12 protein-coding genes and 1 pseudogene are annotated in these 17,172 nt (G+C 64.3%); 8 read left to right on the top strand and 5 right to left on the bottom strand.

Annotated features, from left to right (window positions below; all coding sequences use genetic code 11):
• Positions 1–314 precede the first annotated feature (314 nt).
• The 5 genes and pseudogenes from C8J47_RS05905 to C8J47_RS19470 form a co-directional block, all read left to right on the top strand.
• The gene (locus C8J47_RS05905) at positions 315–3,509 is read left to right on the top strand and encodes a TonB-dependent receptor (protein WP_121884871.1); all 3,195 of its coding nucleotides are present in this window, start codon (positions 315–317) and stop codon (positions 3,507–3,509) included.
• A 131-nt stretch (positions 3,510–3,640) separates the two neighbouring features.
• Positions 3,641–4,360, top strand: coding sequence for a SapC family protein (locus C8J47_RS05900; protein WP_121884870.1), 720 nt, complete (start codon positions 3,641–3,643; stop codon positions 4,358–4,360).
• A gap of 2 nt (positions 4,361–4,362) precedes the next feature.
• On the top strand, positions 4,363–5,394 hold the full coding sequence (locus tag C8J47_RS05895) for a cupin-like domain-containing protein (RefSeq protein ID WP_121884869.1): 1,032 nt from the start codon (positions 4,363–4,365) through the stop codon (positions 5,392–5,394).
• Positions 5,395–5,403: 9 nt separating this feature from the next.
• The gene (locus tag C8J47_RS05890) at positions 5,404–6,909 is read left to right on the top strand and encodes a tryptophan halogenase family protein (protein ID WP_121884868.1); all 1,506 of its coding nucleotides are present in this window, start codon (positions 5,404–5,406) and stop codon (positions 6,907–6,909) included.
• Positions 6,910–7,034: 125 nt separating this feature from the next.
• A pseudogene (locus tag C8J47_RS19470) lies at positions 7,035–7,205 on the top strand (hypothetical protein); the annotation flags it as partial.
• Between the two features lie 85 nt (positions 7,206–7,290).
• Here the strand turns inward: C8J47_RS19470 and C8J47_RS05880 are convergent.
• The 3 genes from C8J47_RS05880 to C8J47_RS05870 all read right to left on the bottom strand — a co-directional run bounded on the left by C8J47_RS05880 (position 7,291) and on the right by C8J47_RS05870 (position 10,612).
• Complete coding sequence (locus C8J47_RS05880; protein ID WP_259467451.1) at positions 7,291–7,485, bottom strand: hypothetical protein; 195 nt, start codon at positions 7,483–7,485, stop codon at positions 7,291–7,293.
• Positions 7,486–8,361: 876 nt separating this feature from the next.
• The gene (locus C8J47_RS05875) at positions 8,362–9,375 is read right to left on the bottom strand and encodes an NAD(P)-dependent alcohol dehydrogenase (protein WP_121884866.1); all 1,014 of its coding nucleotides are present in this window, start codon (positions 9,373–9,375) and stop codon (positions 8,362–8,364) included.
• Between the two features lie 34 nt (positions 9,376–9,409).
• A complete protein-coding gene (locus C8J47_RS05870; protein WP_259467387.1) occupies positions 9,410–10,612 on the bottom strand; it encodes an MFS transporter in 1,203 nt (400 codons plus the stop codon).
• Positions 10,613–10,648: 36 nt separating this feature from the next.
• On the opposite strand from C8J47_RS05870, the gene C8J47_RS05865 reads away from it, so the two are divergent.
• Positions 10,649–11,314 carry a TetR/AcrR family transcriptional regulator gene (locus C8J47_RS05865; RefSeq protein ID WP_259467386.1) on the top strand — a complete coding sequence of 222 codons (666 nt, stop codon included), beginning with the start codon at positions 10,649–10,651 and terminating at the stop codon, positions 11,312–11,314.
• A gap of 39 nt (positions 11,315–11,353) precedes the next feature.
• On the opposite strand, the gene C8J47_RS05860 is transcribed toward C8J47_RS05865, so the two are convergent.
• Positions 11,354–11,956 carry a TMEM175 family protein gene (locus C8J47_RS05860; RefSeq protein ID WP_259467385.1) on the bottom strand — a complete coding sequence of 201 codons (603 nt, stop codon included), beginning with the start codon at positions 11,954–11,956 and terminating at the stop codon, positions 11,354–11,356.
• Between the two features lie 179 nt (positions 11,957–12,135).
• On the opposite strand from C8J47_RS05860, the gene C8J47_RS05855 reads away from it, so the two are divergent.
• Both C8J47_RS05855 and C8J47_RS05850 read left to right on the top strand, forming a co-directional pair.
• A complete protein-coding gene (locus C8J47_RS05855) occupies positions 12,136–12,921 on the top strand; it encodes an alpha/beta fold hydrolase (protein ID WP_121884863.1) in 786 nt (261 codons plus the stop codon).
• A 179-nt stretch (positions 12,922–13,100) separates the two neighbouring features.
• On the top strand, positions 13,101–13,943 hold the full coding sequence (locus tag C8J47_RS05850) for an alpha/beta fold hydrolase (RefSeq protein WP_220683347.1): 843 nt from the start codon (positions 13,101–13,103) through the stop codon (positions 13,941–13,943).
• A gap of 45 nt (positions 13,944–13,988) precedes the next feature.
• Here the strand turns inward: C8J47_RS05850 and C8J47_RS05845 are convergent, their stop codons facing one another.
• A complete protein-coding gene (locus C8J47_RS05845; RefSeq protein WP_121884861.1) occupies positions 13,989–16,976 on the bottom strand; it encodes a sensor histidine kinase in 2,988 nt (995 codons plus the stop codon).
• Positions 16,977–17,172: the final 196 nt, after the last annotated feature.

Below are 17,172 nucleotides of genomic sequence, written 5' to 3'. Positions count from 1 at the left end.
AGGCCGTAATTGAGGCATCACACCTTTCCCAAACTTACCTATACGGCACAACAACAGTCTCTATTATATCACAACTAGCGGATATAGAGGCTTCATCCAAAGAATACCGTATTCGATTTGCTAGAGCCCCTCGGAACAGGACCGACTAAATCACTAAAATTGCACGTGATAGTGCAACGGATCCGGTTATTTCATGCAAAATAAGTAAAGCCTCTACCGTTGACACCACCTCTCCAAATGGTAGCCCTATCATATGCGGCAACGACCGTGTGCACTCCGGCCTGAACAGGGCGGCCGGGAATAGGGGAGGGTTTATGATCAAGTTTCCGCGCGCGCTCGCGCATTCGGTATCTACTATCGCCGTCGTGGCGGGCATGGCGGCTTCGAGCGCTGCCGGCGCGCAGACAGCCACCGCTCCGGCGGACCAGAGTGCCCAGACCACCAACGCGCAGCAGACTGGCACGCAGACGGTGCCCGACGCGGCGCCCGCGGCTGGCACGCTCGAAGACGGCACGACCGACGAGATCGTCGTCACCGGCATCCGCGCCAGCCTCGACCGCGCGATCGGCATCAAGCGCAATTCCGCGGGCGTCGTCGACGCCATCTCCGCCGAGGATATCGGCAAGTTCCCCGATACCAACCTGGCGGAATCGCTGCAGCGGATCACCGGCGTGTCGATCACCCGCGCCAACGGCGAAGGCTCGCAGGTCGCGGTCCGCGGGTTCAGCGGCGGCTTCAACCTCGTGACGCTGAACGGTCGTCAGCTCGCGTCGACCAGCATCGATACCAGCACCGGCAACGCTTTCGCGGTCGGCACCGGCCGCTCGTTCGATTTCCAGAATCTGGCGTCCGAAGGCGTCGCCACGCTGGAGGTCTACAAGACCGGTCGTGCCAACATCCCGTCGGGCGGCATCGGCGCGGCGATCAACGTCGTCACCCGCCGGCCGCTGGACGCGCGCGAGGACGGCTTCTCGGGGTCGATCGGCGCCAAGGCGCTGTACGACAGCTCGGTCGAGAAGGCCGAGGCCAATCTCAAGAGGGTCACGCCTGAACTTTCGGGGCTCATCAACTGGAAGAATCCCAACGAGACCTTCGGTATCAATCTGTTCGGCAGCTATCAGCTGCGTGAATCGGCGTCGGTCCAGTCCAATCCGAACTATTGGAACATCGTTCCGCTTGATAATTTCCTCAATACCTCAACGTACATAACGCCGACGACCAACATCACGAACCGTCCCACGACGCCGTACGTGCAGATCCCGAACGACAGCCGCTATCAGTTCTCGGAGAACCGTCGCGAGCGCCTCAACGGCCAGGCCAACATCCAGTTCAAGCCGACCGACCGGTTGGAGATCACCGTCGACGGCCTGTATGCCCGCAACAAGCTGAGCGACGAGCGCAGCGAGCAGACCAACTGGTTCCAGCGTCCGTTCAGCGACATCACGTTCGATGACAACAAGCAGATGCAGTCCGCGATCATCCTGGCGGAGGCCAAGCAGGCCGACAAGGGGTATGAGCAGCAGCGGTTCGCGACCAAAACCGAGCTCTATTCGGTCGGCGGCAACCTGAAGTGGAACTTCACCGACGTGCTGTCGCTGAAGCTCGACGCGAACCACTCGAAGTCGACGACCAATCCGGACAATGCGAACGGTACGTCGGCGACGACGATATCGATCGGCGCACCGGTGCGCGCAACGCATAAGGTCGATTTCTCCAACGGCTTCCCGCAGCAGTCGGAAACGCTCAACGATTGCAACGCGACCAACGGCGGCCGCGGCGGCAATTGCAACAACCTGCTCGACAGCGGCGATCTCGGCACACAGATCGCGCGCGAGATCTTCTCGAAGCAGGAGTCGAGGATCAACCAGTTCAACGGAGAATTGGGCTGGGACCTGGGCAACGAGAGCCGTTTCGTGCTCGGCACCAACTATGTCGATGCCAAGATCCACTCGACGAGTTCCAACACGCAGCAACTTCTCGGCGACTGGGGCATCACGGATACCGGTATCGTCGACAGGCTCGCGGGCGACCTCGTCAGCACCTATTGCCTGACGTGCAAGTTCGACAAGTACAATCCAAACTCGACCGGCTCGGCGCTGGTAGCGTTCCGGGGGGATGCGGTCGATCTGCTCAACGTCTTCTCGCCATATTATCAGAATGTCCCGGGGCGTGAACGGGTGCTGATCGGGTCGTCGGACAACACCGTTGGGGAGAAGACCTGGGCGGTTTATGGTCAGATGGCGTGGCACGGTGAGATCGGCGGGCGCCGTGCCAATGCCCTGATCGGCGCACGCTACGAACGGACCCGGGTCAATTCGCTGGCGCTCCAGACGATCCCGAGCGCGTTGGAATGGCAGTCGGATAACGACTTCGCCGTCCTCGGCGGTGCGGCTGGCGGCGCGGTCAACGTCAAGTCGAAGTACGACAATCTGCTGCCGTCGCTCGACTTCAATATCGAGGTGGTCGACAATCTGATCGCGCGCACGTCGTTCAGCCGAACACTCGCCCGCGCGGATTATGGCAGCCTGTTCGCTTCCGTGACGGCCAACGCCCCTACCCGTCCAACCGCGCTGGGTTCTGGGTCGGCGCCGGCCAACCGGCAGAATCCGGCGCTGTTGCCGCTTGTTTCGGACAATTTCGATGTTTCGGTCGAATGGTACTACAAGCCGACCAGCTTCATCTCGGCCGGCTTCTTCAACAAGAACGTACGCAACTTCGTCGGCAATACGGTGACCAACGGCAACCTGTTCGGCTTGCGCGATCCGGGTTCGGGTGCGCCGGGCTCGCGGTCTGGCACGGCGCTGGACTATCTCCGGTCGAACAATATCGCCACGACCGACGAAAACCTGTTCGCCTACACTGCGCTGCTGCAGCAGGCTGCCGGCAACAAGGCGGCGGCGACGGCGGCGTTCCAGAACGGCTTCGACGCCGCCACGGGCAAATTCCGTGGCACGTTCTACAACGATCTCGCCCTCGCGGTTAATCTCGTCGGCGATGCCGCCGATCCGCTCGTCAACTTCGCGATCAGCGAGCCGATCAACAATAAAGAAGCCAACATTCACGGGTTCGAAGTCGCCTGGACCAACTTCTTCGGCCGGTCCGGCTTCGGTTTCGCGGTCTCATACACCAAGGTCAGCGGTGACGTGAATGTGGATCCCTACGGCGACCCGAACGTCAACATCTTCGCGCTCACCGGGCTTGGCGACAGCGCCAACCTGACGGCGATCTACGACAAGGGCGGCATATCGGCCCGCGTCTCGTACAATTGGCGCGACAAGTATCTTGCGGCCACGAACCAGGGCGACAATCGCAACCCGCTGTTTACGGCGGCATTCGGTACGCTCGATGGCAGCATAAGCTACGACGTCACGAAGACCTTCTCGGTGTCGCTCGAAGCCGTCAATCTGACCAGCGAACCGTTCCGGCAATATGCCCGTACCGAGACGAACCTGGTCTATGTCCAGGAACTCAAGCCGCGCTTCTATCTCGGCGCGCGCTACCGGTTCTGAGGAAAACGGGAGTGGATCTGGGTCCACTCCCGCACCAATATGAAAAGGCCGCCGCCAACCCGTGCGGTGGCCTTTTCCTTTGTCCGTCGCCATCGCGCTGATAGACCTGACGCAACAACAGGACGGAGCGGATGAACCCCGTACAGATCAACAATATCGACCATGCCGATTTGCGCATCAGCCCGCGGGCGGGCACCGCATTCGGAGATGCCACCAATCAAACGCTGATATTCCCCGCCGAGTTCGAGGAGGTGCAGCGCGAATTCGCCATCATATTCCGCCGCCGCGACGAAGGATTGCAGGCCTATGCCCTGCTGGGGCTCGACCGCGACGAGAACCTGTTCCTGTCCGGCGACTATTGGACCAGCCGTTATGTGCCCGCCAATCATCAGCGCGGCCCCTTCTCGATCGGGGTGGTCAGGCCTTCCGGTGACGACGTCGGCGAGCCGATGCTGCACGTCGATCTCGACGACCCACGGGTCGGCGATGATGCCGGCCTGCCGCTGTTCCTCGAACATGGCGGCAGCACGCCGTATCTCGATCATATCACCGGCGTGCTGCGCCTGCTGTACGAGGGTATCGAGACCGCGCCGGCTGCCTATGCCGCGCTCGACGAGGCTGGCCTTCTCACGTCGGTAACGCTCACCGTCGATGTCAGCGAAGAGCGTCGCTATACCATACCCGACGTGCTGGTCGTCGACATCGAACATCTGGCGGCCCTGACGGGAGAACCGCTCGAACGACTGCATCGATCGGGCGTGCTGCGTCTCGCCATCCTCGCCGTCGCGTCGCTCGGCAACATCCAGCAGTTGATCGCCCGCAAGCAACCGCTGCTGAGCCAGATCGGGTGAGCGTGGCAGGTATCAGGCGTCGCACGCGTGTGATCGAAGCGGCGAGCGCGGCCAGCGTGCCCGTTGCCGATCTGATCGCCGACGGCCGCCCGGTGATCCTGCGCGGGATCGCGCGCGATCTGCCGCTGGTCGCCGTCGGGCTGGATGGCGCTGAGCCGGCGATGACGTGGCTCAAGCAGTTCGACGGCGGTCGTCCCGTCACCGCGTATCTGGGCGATCCCGCGATCGGCGGCCGCTTCGGCTATTCGGACGATTGCACCGGGCTGAACTTCAGACGGGAGAGCGGGTCGCTTTCCGGCTATCTCGATCAGATCCTCGCCAGCCTCGACGACGCGGATGCGCCCGCCATCTATATCGGTTCGACCGACATCGATCTGTATCTGCCCGGCCTTCGTGGCCACGCGGCGTTGCCGTTCGGCGATCCGCAACTCGTCGAGACCCCACCCCTCGTCAGCATCTGGATCGGCAATCGTACCACCGCCGCGACGCATTACGACATGTCGAACAATCTGGCGTGCTGCATGGTCGGCCGACGGCGCTTCACGCTGTTCCCGCCGGAGCAGGTCGCCAACCTTTATCCCGGGCCGTTGGAGCCGACGCCGGCCGGACAGGTGGTCAGCATGGTCGATCTGCGCGCACCCGATCTCGACCGGTATCCACGCTTTGCCGAGGCGCTGGCGCAGGCCGAGGTCGCCGAACTCGAGCCCGGCGATGTGCTGCTCTACCCGGCGTTGTGGTGGCACAATGTCGAGGCGCTGGACGCGTTCAACGTGATGATCAACTATTGGTGGAACGCGGTGCCGCGGTTCATGGATACGCCGATGAACACGCTGCTCCACGGCCTGTTGTCGCTGCGCGACCGGCCCGATCACGAGAAGCAGGCGTGGCGCGCGATGTTCGATCACTATGTCTTCGGCCCCGCGGACCGGGCTCGGGCGCACCTGCCCGAGCAGGCACAAGGCGAACTGGCACCGCTCGATACGCTGTCGGCGCGGCGGCTGCGCGCAAAAATCCTCCAGCGCATCAACCGATAGGAACCGATCATGGTCGAGCAGCGCATCAGGAAAGTGGTCATCGCCGGCGGAGGCACCGCAGGCTGGCTCGCCGCCGCCGCCTTGACGCGGCAATTGGGCCAGTTGCTCGACATCACGCTGGTCGAATCCGAGGAGATCGGCACCATCGGCGTCGGCGAAGCGACGATCCCGACGATGCGGGCGTTCCACACGATCCTCGGACTGGACGAGCGCGAATTCATGCGGGCGACGCAAGCGACGTTCAAGCTCGGCATCTCGTTCGAGAACTGGGCGCGCGACGGCGATCGCTACATCCATTCGTTCGGCGACATCGGCAAATCGACTTGGATGGGCGAGTTCCACCATTTCTGGCTTGCCGCCAAAGCCGCCGGCGATCCGAGCGAGATCGGCGACTATTGTCTCGAGCTTCAGGCGGCAAAGGCGGAGCGGTTCGCGCTCCCCTCCGAGGGCCAGATCAACTACGCCTATCATCTTGACGCCGGCCTTTATGCGCGCTTCCTGCGTGCGCGCAGCGAGGCGAACGGGCTGAAACGGATCGAGGGACGGATCGCCAGCGTCGATCGCGATGGCGAGACGGGCTTCATCCGCGCGCTCGTCCTCGATTCGGGCGAGCGGGTCGAGGGCGACCTGTTCCTCGACTGCACCGGCTTTCGCGGGCTGCTGATCGAGGGCACTTACGGCGCAGGGTACGAGGACTGGTCGCACTGGCTGCCCACGAACAGCGCGCTGGCCGTGCAGTCTGCCGCGACCGGCCCGGCGCACCCGTACACGCGCGCGATCGCGCATGACGCGGGCTGGCGCTGGCGCATTCCGCTGCAGCACCGCGTCGGCAACGGGCTGGTCTATGCGAGCGATCATCTGTCCGACGACGAGGCGCATGCCCGGCTGCTCGGCGCGATCGGCGGGGCACCGCTGACCCCACCACGGCTGATCCGCTTCCGCACCGGTCGCCGGCGACAGGTATGGATAGGGAACTGCGTCGCGCTCAGCCTCGCCAGCGGGTTCGTCGAGCCGCTTGAATCGACCAGCATCCATCTGGTCATGACCGGCCTCATGCGGCTGATGCAGACCTTCCCGTTCGGCGGGATCGCACCCTCACTGGTAACGCGGTTCAACGATCAGGCGCAGGCCGAGCTGGAACGCGTCCGCGACTTCATCATCCTCCATTATCACCTCAACGAACGCCCCGAGCCGTTCTGGGCGGCGCGCCGGGACATGCCCATCCCGGACACGCTCGTAGAGCGCATCGCGCTGTTCACCGAAGGCGCGCAGGCGTATCAGGGCGGCGAGGATCTGTTCCGCGTCGCCAGCTGGGTGCAGGTGATGCTCGGCCAGCGTCTCACGCCACGCGATCACCACCGGCTCGGCAGCATCATGGGCGGCCCGCAACTCGCCAGCGTGTTGACCAACATCCGCAGCACCATCGCGGACGCGGTCGCGGGTATGCCCACGCACCAGCAGTTCCTGGATCGCTACCTCGCGACACCGACCGCCGCTGCGTCCGGCATCCGATAGGTCAACGCGAACCGCGGGTAGATCATATCACGCGACGGCCTCGCCCGTTACGCGGCGGCAGTGTTTGCGACCATAGACCCTGACCTCGTCCTATCGGCGACCAGCCTGATAAATGTCCCGAGCGGGTGATCCAGCTCAACGCGATCAATTTTAACGACAACTGGGTCGACGGATTGCACAGTTCCCGACCTCCCGGCGATGCCGCGCAAAGCGACCGCTCTGCTCAAGAACGAAGCAAAGGGCATCTTCTGCAGGTTGAAGGCGCATCGATCGACAAGCAGAACCATCTCGCCAACCCGTGTGGCCAAATCGGCGGGACGGTTGATCTCGACGAAGCGGTGCAGGTTGCGCTGGAAGATGACGTCTGCGACCATCGCCGAGTCATCGCGAGCCGTGCAAGGCGAGGCCGGCTGCCAGCATCGAGCAGAGACGATCGGGCGAAGATACCGACAAACTGTTCCACGAGAATGCAGAGCGGTAAGCCGCGCCGTCGGACCAGATGCGCTGCGCGACGATCATCATTTCCTCAGGGGTGGGCGCCCGACCCTCGCCCATGCAATCGATCACGGCATCCACGAACAAGGGACTGGTCGATCGTGACATGCTGACACACCTCATTTGGGCTGAGCTCTGACATAAGGGCCGCAAGCTTCACGGACATGGCCTTCGACCTGTTACGCGCCAGACGGAACACTCCACGAGCCGGACGGCACGAACGGGGTATCCCCCCGAACCGCATAAGCGTATGCTGCGGCATCGCCATCACCCTTGCCGCGAGCACGGTGACGATAGAGAGCTGGGACCAGCTTCCGCCCGCAGCGCCGAGTGCCTGCCATGCCGAACGTTCAAGATTACGATCTCGAGTATAGCAAGAAGCGCGAACAAGCCGAGCGGCAGGCGTCGGCCCTGGCGAAGGACCTGTGCTCCAAAGCCGTCCATCGATCCTTGGCAATACTGTATGGCGATCGCGTTATTTCTGCCCGGCGCGCGATCAATGAGCGCGGCTTGAACCCATAGCGTCTGCGACGGAGCGCGGTTCAGTTTAGCTCGACTGTCGCCGTCGCAGCGATGGGCCGTTCAGAACCGCAACGGGAGTTTTCCGGCGCGTCCCGTCATCGCCGCATGAGACTAGTTTCCCGATTTTGCGAAGGGACAGGTCCGCGACCTCTATGTCCGCTGGCGCTCCAAGAGGTCGGCCGACCCTATGACGTGATCTACCTGGACTAGGGCGAGCAAGAACATGCGCCGCACCGGCGGCGACAGCCTTTCGGTCAGATCCTAGGCTATGACGAATGCGACTGCTGCTCCTCGAATCCGGCGCGATCGTCTATCATATCGCCAACACGCACGGTCATACTCTGCTGCCCGCCGATCCGCGGCGGCTCGGGCGCACGTGGTCGAATGGACAGGGGACGGTTGCGCCAGCATTCGCATGCTCTCGGGCGCATGCGATCAGAACGCGATCATCACCTTGCCGATATGGCCGGCAGCGGCAAAGTAGCGGAGGGCGTCCGGTGCGTCGTCGAAGGCGAAGGTCCGGTCGACGACCGTCGTCATGCCGTCCGCTACCATCGCGTCGAGCAGATCGACGAACATCGCGCGGCTGCCATTGGCGATGCCGCGGATCGTTACGTTCTTGATGATCAGCGACAGATAGTCCGGGATCGCCGGCCCCTCGCCTGGCGACACCCCAACGACGATGATCCGCGCGTTGGCCGCGGCCGCTGCGATCGAGTGGCCCAGCGTATCGACGCCGCCGGTTTCGATCACGATATCGGCGCCCTTGCCATCCGTCTTCGCGATTACTTCGGCCGCCCAATCGGGCGACGTGCGGTAGTTGATCGTGATGTCCGCGCCGAGCGCGCGCGCCGTCTCGAGTTTCGCATCGTGGGACGAGGTGATCGCGACCCGCGCGCCGCGTGCCTTGGCGATCTTCAGCGCAGCAAGCGAGACGCTGCCGGTGCCGAGACACAGGACGGTGTCGCCAGCCTGCACGTGACAGATCTCGACCAGCGCGTTCCAGGCCGTCAGCGCTGCGGACGCAAGCCCGGCGACATCCACGTCGGCCAGTGCATCGGGCACACGGATCAGGGCGGCCGCGGGCAGGACGATGCGCTCGGCCAGCCAGCCGTCATGCGTGATGCCGATATCGTGCGCGAAGACGTCCGATCGGAACGCGCCATCGATCCAGCTTGCGAAATGGCCGCAGACGACGCGGTCGCCGATTGCGACTTCGGTCACGCCCTCCCCGATCGCGACGACCTCGCCGACGCCTTCGGACATCGGGATACGGGTCTCGGGCTGGCGGGGACCATAGGTGCCGCACAACAGTTGCACGTCGCGGCTGATCAGCCCGACGAGACGCGGTGCGACCAGCGCTTCGCCGGGGCCGGCGACGGGCTCGGGGCGGGTCGTCGCGACGAGGGCGTCGATGCCGTCCTGCGCGCCGATTTGATAGGCTTTCATCGAAATCTCCTGAGTTAGGCGCACGATCGGCGCATCAATCGAATGCCCGTGGACCGGACTTAAAGGCGTGACGACGCGCGCGCGATGCGATCACTAGCGCCAGCAGCGTCGGCCCCAGCACGGCCCATGCGAGCGAACCGGCGCCGAGATGGTCGAGCATCACGCCGCCGATGATCCCGCCCGCGGCGATCGCGCCGTTCCACGTCGTCGTCAGAATCGCGTTCGCCAGATCGACGCCCTCCCCCGCGGCATCGGCCAGCGCGGTCTGGAGCTGCGTCGCGGCGCCGCCGAACGACAAACCCCATAGGATCGTCGCCGCGATCGTCACAACGGGGCTGGCCGCAAACAAACCGAACGCGAGCGATACCGCCGCGAATACCGTCAGGCTGACGAGCACGAGTGGCCGCAACGCTCGATCGATCAACACGCCCGTCACCCAGATTCCGACCAACGCGGCAACGCCGAACCCCAACAGCAGCAGGTCGAGCCTGGCCTGCACGCCCGACAGCGCGGCGACCGGCGCGATGTAGGTATAGAGGATGTTGTGCGCAGTGATCCACGCGAACAGCGTGACGAGCACGGTGCGGACGCCGGGCGTGCGAAACACCCGCGCGATCGACAGCCGCTGTTCCGCCGGCTGTCCGGGGAAATCCGGAACCTGCCACAGCACCCAGCCGATCAGGATCAGAGTCGTGATCGACATCAGCCCGAACGCCATGCGCCAGCCGAGCGTGGTGCCCAGCATTGCCCCCAGCGGAACGCCGATCGACAGCGCCAGCGGCGTACCGACCATCGCGATCGCCAACGCCCTGCCGCGCAACGGCGCGACGACCATCCGCCGCGCATAGCCTGCGATGATCCCCCAGCCGAGCCCCGCCGCGACCCCGCCCATGAACCGCGCGACCAGCGTCAGCGCATAGGAGGTCGACACCGCGGTCACGCAGTTGAAGATCAGGAACCCGACAATCGCGACCAGCAGCGTCGGCTTGCGACGCCAGCCTTGCGTGTACAGCGTCAGCGGGATCGCCGCGAGCAGCGATCCGACTGCATAAACCGTCACCGTCTGCCCCGCGAGTGACTCCGATACGTCCAGCCCCGCGGCGATGTGCGGCAACAGGCCCGCGGGCAGCGTCTCGGTCAGGATCGCAGTGAAGCCGGTCATTGCCAGCGCCAGCAAGGCTGAGATCGGCAGCGTGTCGCTAGCGCCGACGTCGGTCGGAATAGGGTTTGGACGCACGCAATACTCACTTCTGGATCGACTGGTCCAGTGCAGTTGACGACCGAACGCAGCTTGTCAACGAATAATGGATCGATTAATCCACAACGTCAGGAGCGGAGACTTATGGCACGGAGCGGGAGACCGCGTGGTTTCGACCGGGATGCGGCGCTGGACAGCGCGATGCACCTGTTCTGGGAGCACGGGTATGAAGGCGCATCGCTGCTGACGCTGCGCCATGCGATGGGCGACATTTCGTCGGCGAGTTTCTACGCGGCGTTCGGCTCGAAGGAAGCGCTGTATCGTGAAACGCTGGCACGATATCTGGCCCGGCATGGCAGCATCGTCGACGCGCTCGACGACGAACGACTGCCGCCGCGCGTGCGGCTCGAACAGGCTTTGTTGGGCTCGGTCGCGGTGCAGACCGATCTCGCGCATCCGCAGGGCTGCATGGTCACGCTGTCGGCAACGATCTCGTCAGAGCTGAGCGCACAAATCCGGGCGCTGACCCGATCCGAACGCGACGTGACGCGAAACGCGCTGCACCGGTGCATCAGTGCCGGCGTGGGCGCGGGTGATCTCGGCCCAGCCACGGATGTCGCAGGGTTGGTCGCACTGTACGATGGTCTATTGCTGGGCATTTCGATCCAAGCTCGAGATGAGGTGCCAGCGAGCGCGATCCGGGCCGGGATCAAGCACGCGATGGCAGCTTGGCGGGATTGACACGACGGCCTGTACAATGGATTTCGTTGGCCGCAGAAGTCATATCTGACCCTGAAGGTTGAACGCTCGGATGATCCTGCGGTCAGGGATAAGCCACAAGCCGATGACGGCACAGTATAGCGCGATCGCGGCCCAGCGGCTCGCGAACGCTAGCGGCACCGCTATGGCGTAGAGCGCGATACTACCCCAGCCTTTCCAGTCCGAGCCGATCGCTCGCGCAACGGCCGACTGTTTGCCGTTGCAGGCGATGATCGCGCGCTCGGTGAGCGAATATCCGATTGCCGCCAGTCCGAGCACGATCCCGTAGGCGGCTGTGGCCCCTGCTGCGAACTGAGTTTCGTCGAGCCAGCGGATCACGAACGGCACCAGACTGAGCCAGAACAGCAGGAACAGATTGGCCCACAACACACGCCCATCGATCCGTTCGACGACCGAGAACATGTGGTGATGGTTGTTCCAGTACAGCCCGACGTTCACGAAACTCAGCGCGTAGGCGAGCAGAATGGGCGCGCTTCCGGCGAGCGCGCGTAAATCGCCGCTTTCGGGCACCTTGAGTTCGAGCACCATGATCGTGATGATGATAGCGATGACGCCATCGGTGAACGCGGCGATCCGCTCCGGTCCCATGCGACGCTCGGTCATAGGCACTCCCTGTTCCACCTCCGCAAGCGGTATCAGGTCGTCGCGGACGATCACAGCGACGCGGGTGTGCCGCGATCGCAATATGTCGGCCCTGCGCAAAATACGTCAGAATTTGCCAAGAACCTTGCGGGGCCGCCGGGCATGGCAGGTGTGGAAGCCTGTCTCGGGAGCTAGACGCTATGAAACACTGGATCGCCGTTTTGGCTGCCGCCACCGCGATGCTCGCGCCGTTGGCCGGCGCACACGCGCAACCAGCGGGCCAGCGCCCGACCATCGTCCTCGTCCACGGCGCGTTCGCGGAGTCCGGATCGTGGAACGGCGTCATCGCGCTGCTTCGACGCGACGGCTATACCGTCATCGCCGCGTCGAATCCGTTGCGCGGTGTAGCGAGCGACGCGGCGTCGGTTGCGGGCGTCGTCAATGCTGTGAAGAGCCCAGTCGTACTCGTTGGCCACTCGTATGGCGGACCGGTCATCGGCGAAGCGGCTGCGCATGCGTCGAACGTCAAGGCACTCGTATATGTCGCCGCCTTCGCAGCAGACATCGGCGAGAGCGCCTTCGCACTGACCGGCAAGTTCCCCGGCGCCACGCTCGGCGCGGCGCTCTCGCCGCCCGTCGTGCTGCCCGATGGCACCAAGGATCTGTACATCGAGCAGGACAAGTTCGCGAAACAGTTCGCCGCGGATGTTCCGGCAGCGTCGGCCGCGCTGATGGCGGCGACGCAGCGCCCGGTCGCCGAGGCTGCACTCAACGAGCGCGCGCTCACGGCATCGTGGAAGACGATCCCGTCCTGGTTCATCTACGGCAGCGCCGACCTGAACATTCCGCCCGCCGCGCATGCCTTCATGGCAAAGCGCGCGGCCGCAAAGAAGTCGGTCGTGGTTCCAGGCGCGTCGCACCTCGTGATGACGTCCAACCCGAAGGCCGTCGCCGCGCTGATCGAAGCCGCAGCGACCGCGCCATAAGCTCGCGAACCGGCGGCATCGTTATGCCGCGACCAGAGGACATGCCCATGCCGGAAACCCTTCGCGAGTTGTCGAGACGCTCGGTCGTCATCGCCTCCGCATCCGCGGTCGCGGCGACCCTTCTGCCGACGATGACCTTTGCCTCTCCCCTTCCCCTTCAACCGAACGGAGTTCCGAGAATGAGCAGCGGATTCATCAAGACCAAGGACGGCACCGACATCTTCTACAAAGACTGGGGTCCGAAGGATGCGCAGCCGATCGTGTTCCATCACGGCTGGCCGCTATCGTCGGATGACTGGGACACGCAGATGCTGTTCTTTCTTGCCGAGGGCTACCGCGTCGTCGCGCATGATCGCCGTGGACACGGCCGGTCGTCGCAGGTCGATACCGGCAATGACATGGATCATTACGCCGCCGATGCCTCCGCGGTGGTCGAGCATCTCGACCTGAAGCGCACGGTGCATATCGGTCACTCGACCGGCGGCGGCGAAGTCGCGCGCTATGTCGCGAAGTTCGGCCAGCCGCAGGGCCGCGTCGCCAAGGTCGTGTTGGTCAGCTCGGTGCCGCCAATGATGCTCAAGACCGCGAGCAATCCCGGCGGCCTGCCGATGTCGGTGTTCGACGGCCTGCGCAAGGCGCTCGCCGACAACCGCGCGCAATTCTACATCGATCTCGCGTCGGGGCCGTTCTACGGCTTCAACCGACCGACCGAAAAGCTGTCGCAGGGGGTGGTCGACAATTGGTGGCGCCAGAGCATGATGGGCGGCGCGCTCGCGCATTACGAGGGGATCAAGGCGTTCTCCGAAACTGACCAGACCGCGGATCTGAAGGCGATCACCGTCCCGACGCTCGTGCTGCAGGGCGACGACGACCAGATCGTGCCGTTCGCCAATGCCGCCGTGCTTCAGGCCAAACTGCTCAAGAACGCGACACTCAAGATCTACAAGGGCTTTCCGCATGGGATGCTGACGACGCATGCCGACGTCATCAACCCGGATCTGCTCGCGTTCGTGAAGGGCTGAGCTACGACGTGATCGGCGGGAGGGTGACGATCGTCGCCTTCCCGCTCATCGATAGGCGATCCGCGCCGGGATCGTTACGCTGATCTCGGTACCGGACTTGGCGTCGGACTTGGCGTCGGACTTGGGGTCGGGCCGGATTGTAAGCGTTCCACCCATTGCGACGGCACGTTCGCGCATGCCGATCAGGCCGTAATGGCCGGGTCTATGCCCTCTTTCGCGGACATCCGACGGAAGGCCGCGACCGTCGTCCGTTACGGTGATGACGAGCTTGTCGGAACCCGATCGGATGGCGACGCCGATGCGATCCGCCCCGGCATGACGCACCGCGTTGGCGAGCGCTTCGCCGACGATCTGCGCGATCTCGTCGGCGACCGGTGCACAGACCGGTCGCTGGACGCCCTCGACGTCCAGGTCCCAGGTCAGCGGGGGCGCCACGATGTCCTCGGTGATCGCGGTCAGCAATGCAGGCAGCACCACCGGTTCCATATTATCGCGCAGGAACCGGACCCGGTCCCGGCCGTCGAGCAACACGTCGTCGGCCCGCTCCAGCACGCCCTCGAGGCTGGTCCGCGCACGGTCGCCACGCGGCAGCAGTTCGACCACCGACTGGAAGCGCAGCATCAGCCCTTGAAACCCCTGCAGCAGCGTGTCGTGAAGCTCGCGGGCAATGCGCTCGCGCTCCGCCAACTGGACCTCGAACCGGCGACGCGTGCGGTCGGCGATCGCGCGGACCCGCCGCCGATACAGCAGCCACCCCAGTATCAGGATGGCGGCGAAGCAGAGCGCAACGAACGCGTAGGTCTGGTAGAAACGCGGCGCGATCGTGAACGCGAGCACCGCGCCGTCGCGGTTCCAGACGCCGTCGTTGTTGGCGGCGATCACCCGGAAGCGATATGTGCCGGGGCCGAGATTGGTATACAGCGCTTCACGGGCTTCACCGGCGTCGACCCAGTCGCGATCGATCCCCTCGATCCGGTACCGGAAGCGGTTCGCGGTCGCGTTGGTCAGGCTCAGCGCGGTGTAACGGATCCTGACATGATTGGTGCCGGCGGGAAACACGACCGCCCGCGTTCCAGGCGTCTGCTCGGCGCCACCGGAATCGAGCGAACGGATCTGCACGGTCGGCGGCAAACGGTTGCGCGACACGTGGCGTGGGTCGATCATCGCCAGCCCCTTGTTGGTCGCGAACCACAATCGCCCCGCTGCGTCCTCGGCGATATCGTTCGCGTCGACCATGTTCGAGCGCGCGCGGAAATCCTCCTGATACCCGAAGCGTTCGAAGGGGAGCGGCGTGCCGGGGTGAGCGAACGCCGCATCCAGCGCAACGGTCGCCATCCGGACGATCCCCGTCGTGCCGATCACCCACGTCGATCCGTCCGCGGTCTGGATCAGGCCGGTCAGCCCGACGAGGAACGGGTATGAACGATCGGTCAGCGATGCCAGTCGGCGACCGTCATAGCGGGCCAGTCCCTGGTCGCCGACAATCAGCAGGCCGTGGCGGCTCGGCACCATCGTCCGGGTGGAGCCGACGACGTGATCCTCGCGGCGCCACAGCCGGGTCTCGGTGCCGTCCTTGAGCCGCGCAAACCCCTTGAAGACACGTGCGAACACGACTCCGCCTGCGCCATCGCTGCGGATACGGGGTACGGAGGAGCCAGCCGTGCCCGCCGCGCCGCCGACCGACTGGAGACTGTCGCCGACGACACGGTAGACCCGGTCCGCGCCCGTCCAGAACTGGCCGTTGGTATCCAGCGCGCAGGTCATCGATATCGGACCGCGAATGGGCGTGGCCTTGCCGAGGTTACCCGGTCGATCGATGTCGAGCAGCCATTTGCCGCGCATGCTGACGACCAGCACGCGGCGACTGTCCCCGCACAGCACGCCGATATCCGCCACCCGGAAGATCAGCACGGGTTTGCCGTCCCGGGCGATTCGGTACACGCCGGACAGCCCCGCGACGAACACAGGCCCGCCGCCGGTCGGTCCGACGAATCCCGATACGAGGGCCTCGGTCGTCTCCGGCTGGACGATATTGCTCGGCGAGAAGCGGTCGAGCCCGGACTCGGTACCAACCCAGATATTGCCCTCGCGGTCCTCCAGCATCGACAGCGTCAGCGATGCCGTCAGCCCCTGCTTCTCGATGAACATCTGGATCGGATCGCGGTTTTCGGGACGATCGAGCGATCCGGCCGGCAGCCGTCCCAGCCCGGTGTCCTGCCCCAGCAGCCAGAGATTGCCATCACGGTCGAACACCGGCTTGGGGAAGACGAACGGCGTCGTGACAGGTCCCGATCGAAACGCGCTGCCCTCGCCCGTCACCGGCCGGATCCGGTCGCCATTCCATTGCCAAAGGCGACCGCCCGGACTTTCGGCAAGCGCGGTGTAGGTGTCGCTCGGGATCCCGGCGTCGATGAACCGCGTGCCGCCGGGTTTGAGAAGCAACATCCGGGGACGCGCGGACACATAGATGCCCCCGGACGTACTCAGGATATCGCCGATCGCGGTGTTCGGTACGCCCTGCCGAGCCCCGAACCGGGACCAGCGCCCATGCGACAATCGGCTGAGGACCAGCCTGCCCTTCGATTCCACCGCGAACCAGATCGCGCCGTCGCGCCCCTCGACGATCCGGTTGACGCCGCCGATGGGGGGCGACGGGTTGGCGACTTTGAGGATACCGCCGCGGAACACCGCGACACCGCCAAAGTTATAGCCGACCCAGATGTCTCCGTTGCGGGCAGCCAGCAACGCGGTGATCTGCGGCGAGCGATAGGGATCCTCGTCGACGGGAACGATCCGCTCGAAAACGAGTCCGTCGAACCGGTAGAGGCCGGTTGCGGTGCCGAGCCAGAGATAGCCGTCCCGGCCTTGAGCGATCGCGCGGATGTTGCCGGGTGCACCGTCGCCCAGTGTCCAGCGGGAATGGCGCAGTTGGGCGATCGTCCGCGTGGGATCGAGTGCCAATGCGCCAGTCGTCAGCGTCAAAAGGCCGGCGACCCCCACGATAAGGCGGGTGAATGCCCAGGGCCCTGTCATGCGCAGATACCGAGATCGTGCAGATAATATGACAATGTCCAACCCAGCGACGATAATCTACGTTACGTTTACGAAACAACCTAATGCAAGATTTTGCACAATACACCAACGTCAATGTCGAATATTGCGCCGGCGAACGTCATGATTATCCAAATTCTATCAGCCCGGTCCACGATCCTTGCGTATCACGATGCTA

Origin of the sequence: Sphingomonas sp. PP-F2F-G114-C0414 (assembly GCF_003688595.1) — a bacterium.
Lineage (GTDB): Bacteria > Pseudomonadota > Alphaproteobacteria > Sphingomonadales > Sphingomonadaceae > Sphingomonas.
This window is presented reverse-complemented; position numbering and strand designations above follow the sequence as displayed.

Excerpts from the sequence above, each read along its gene's own strand:
- C8J47_RS05875 (WP_121884866.1), bottom strand. The coding sequence starts at position 9,375 with ATGAAAGCCTATCAAATCGGCGCGCAGGACGGCATCGACGCCCTCGTC.
- C8J47_RS05905 (WP_121884871.1), top strand. The coding sequence starts at position 315 with ATGATCAAGTTTCCGCGCGCGCTCGCGCATTCGGTATCTACTATCGCC.
- C8J47_RS05845 (WP_121884861.1), bottom strand. The coding sequence starts at position 16,976 with ATGACAGGGCCCTGGGCATTCACCCGCCTTATCGTGGGGGTCGCCGGC.
- C8J47_RS05900 (WP_121884870.1), top strand. The coding sequence starts at position 3,641 with ATGAACCCCGTACAGATCAACAATATCGACCATGCCGATTTGCGCATC.
- C8J47_RS05860 (WP_259467385.1), bottom strand. The coding sequence starts at position 11,956 with ATGACCGAGCGTCGCATGGGACCGGAGCGGATCGCCGCGTTCACCGAT.
- C8J47_RS05850 (WP_220683347.1), top strand. The coding sequence starts at position 13,101 with ATGAGCAGCGGATTCATCAAGACCAAGGACGGCACCGACATCTTCTAC.
- C8J47_RS05855 (WP_121884863.1), top strand. The coding sequence starts at position 12,136 with ATGAAACACTGGATCGCCGTTTTGGCTGCCGCCACCGCGATGCTCGCG.
- C8J47_RS05890 (WP_121884868.1), top strand. The coding sequence starts at position 5,404 with ATGGTCGAGCAGCGCATCAGGAAAGTGGTCATCGCCGGCGGAGGCACC.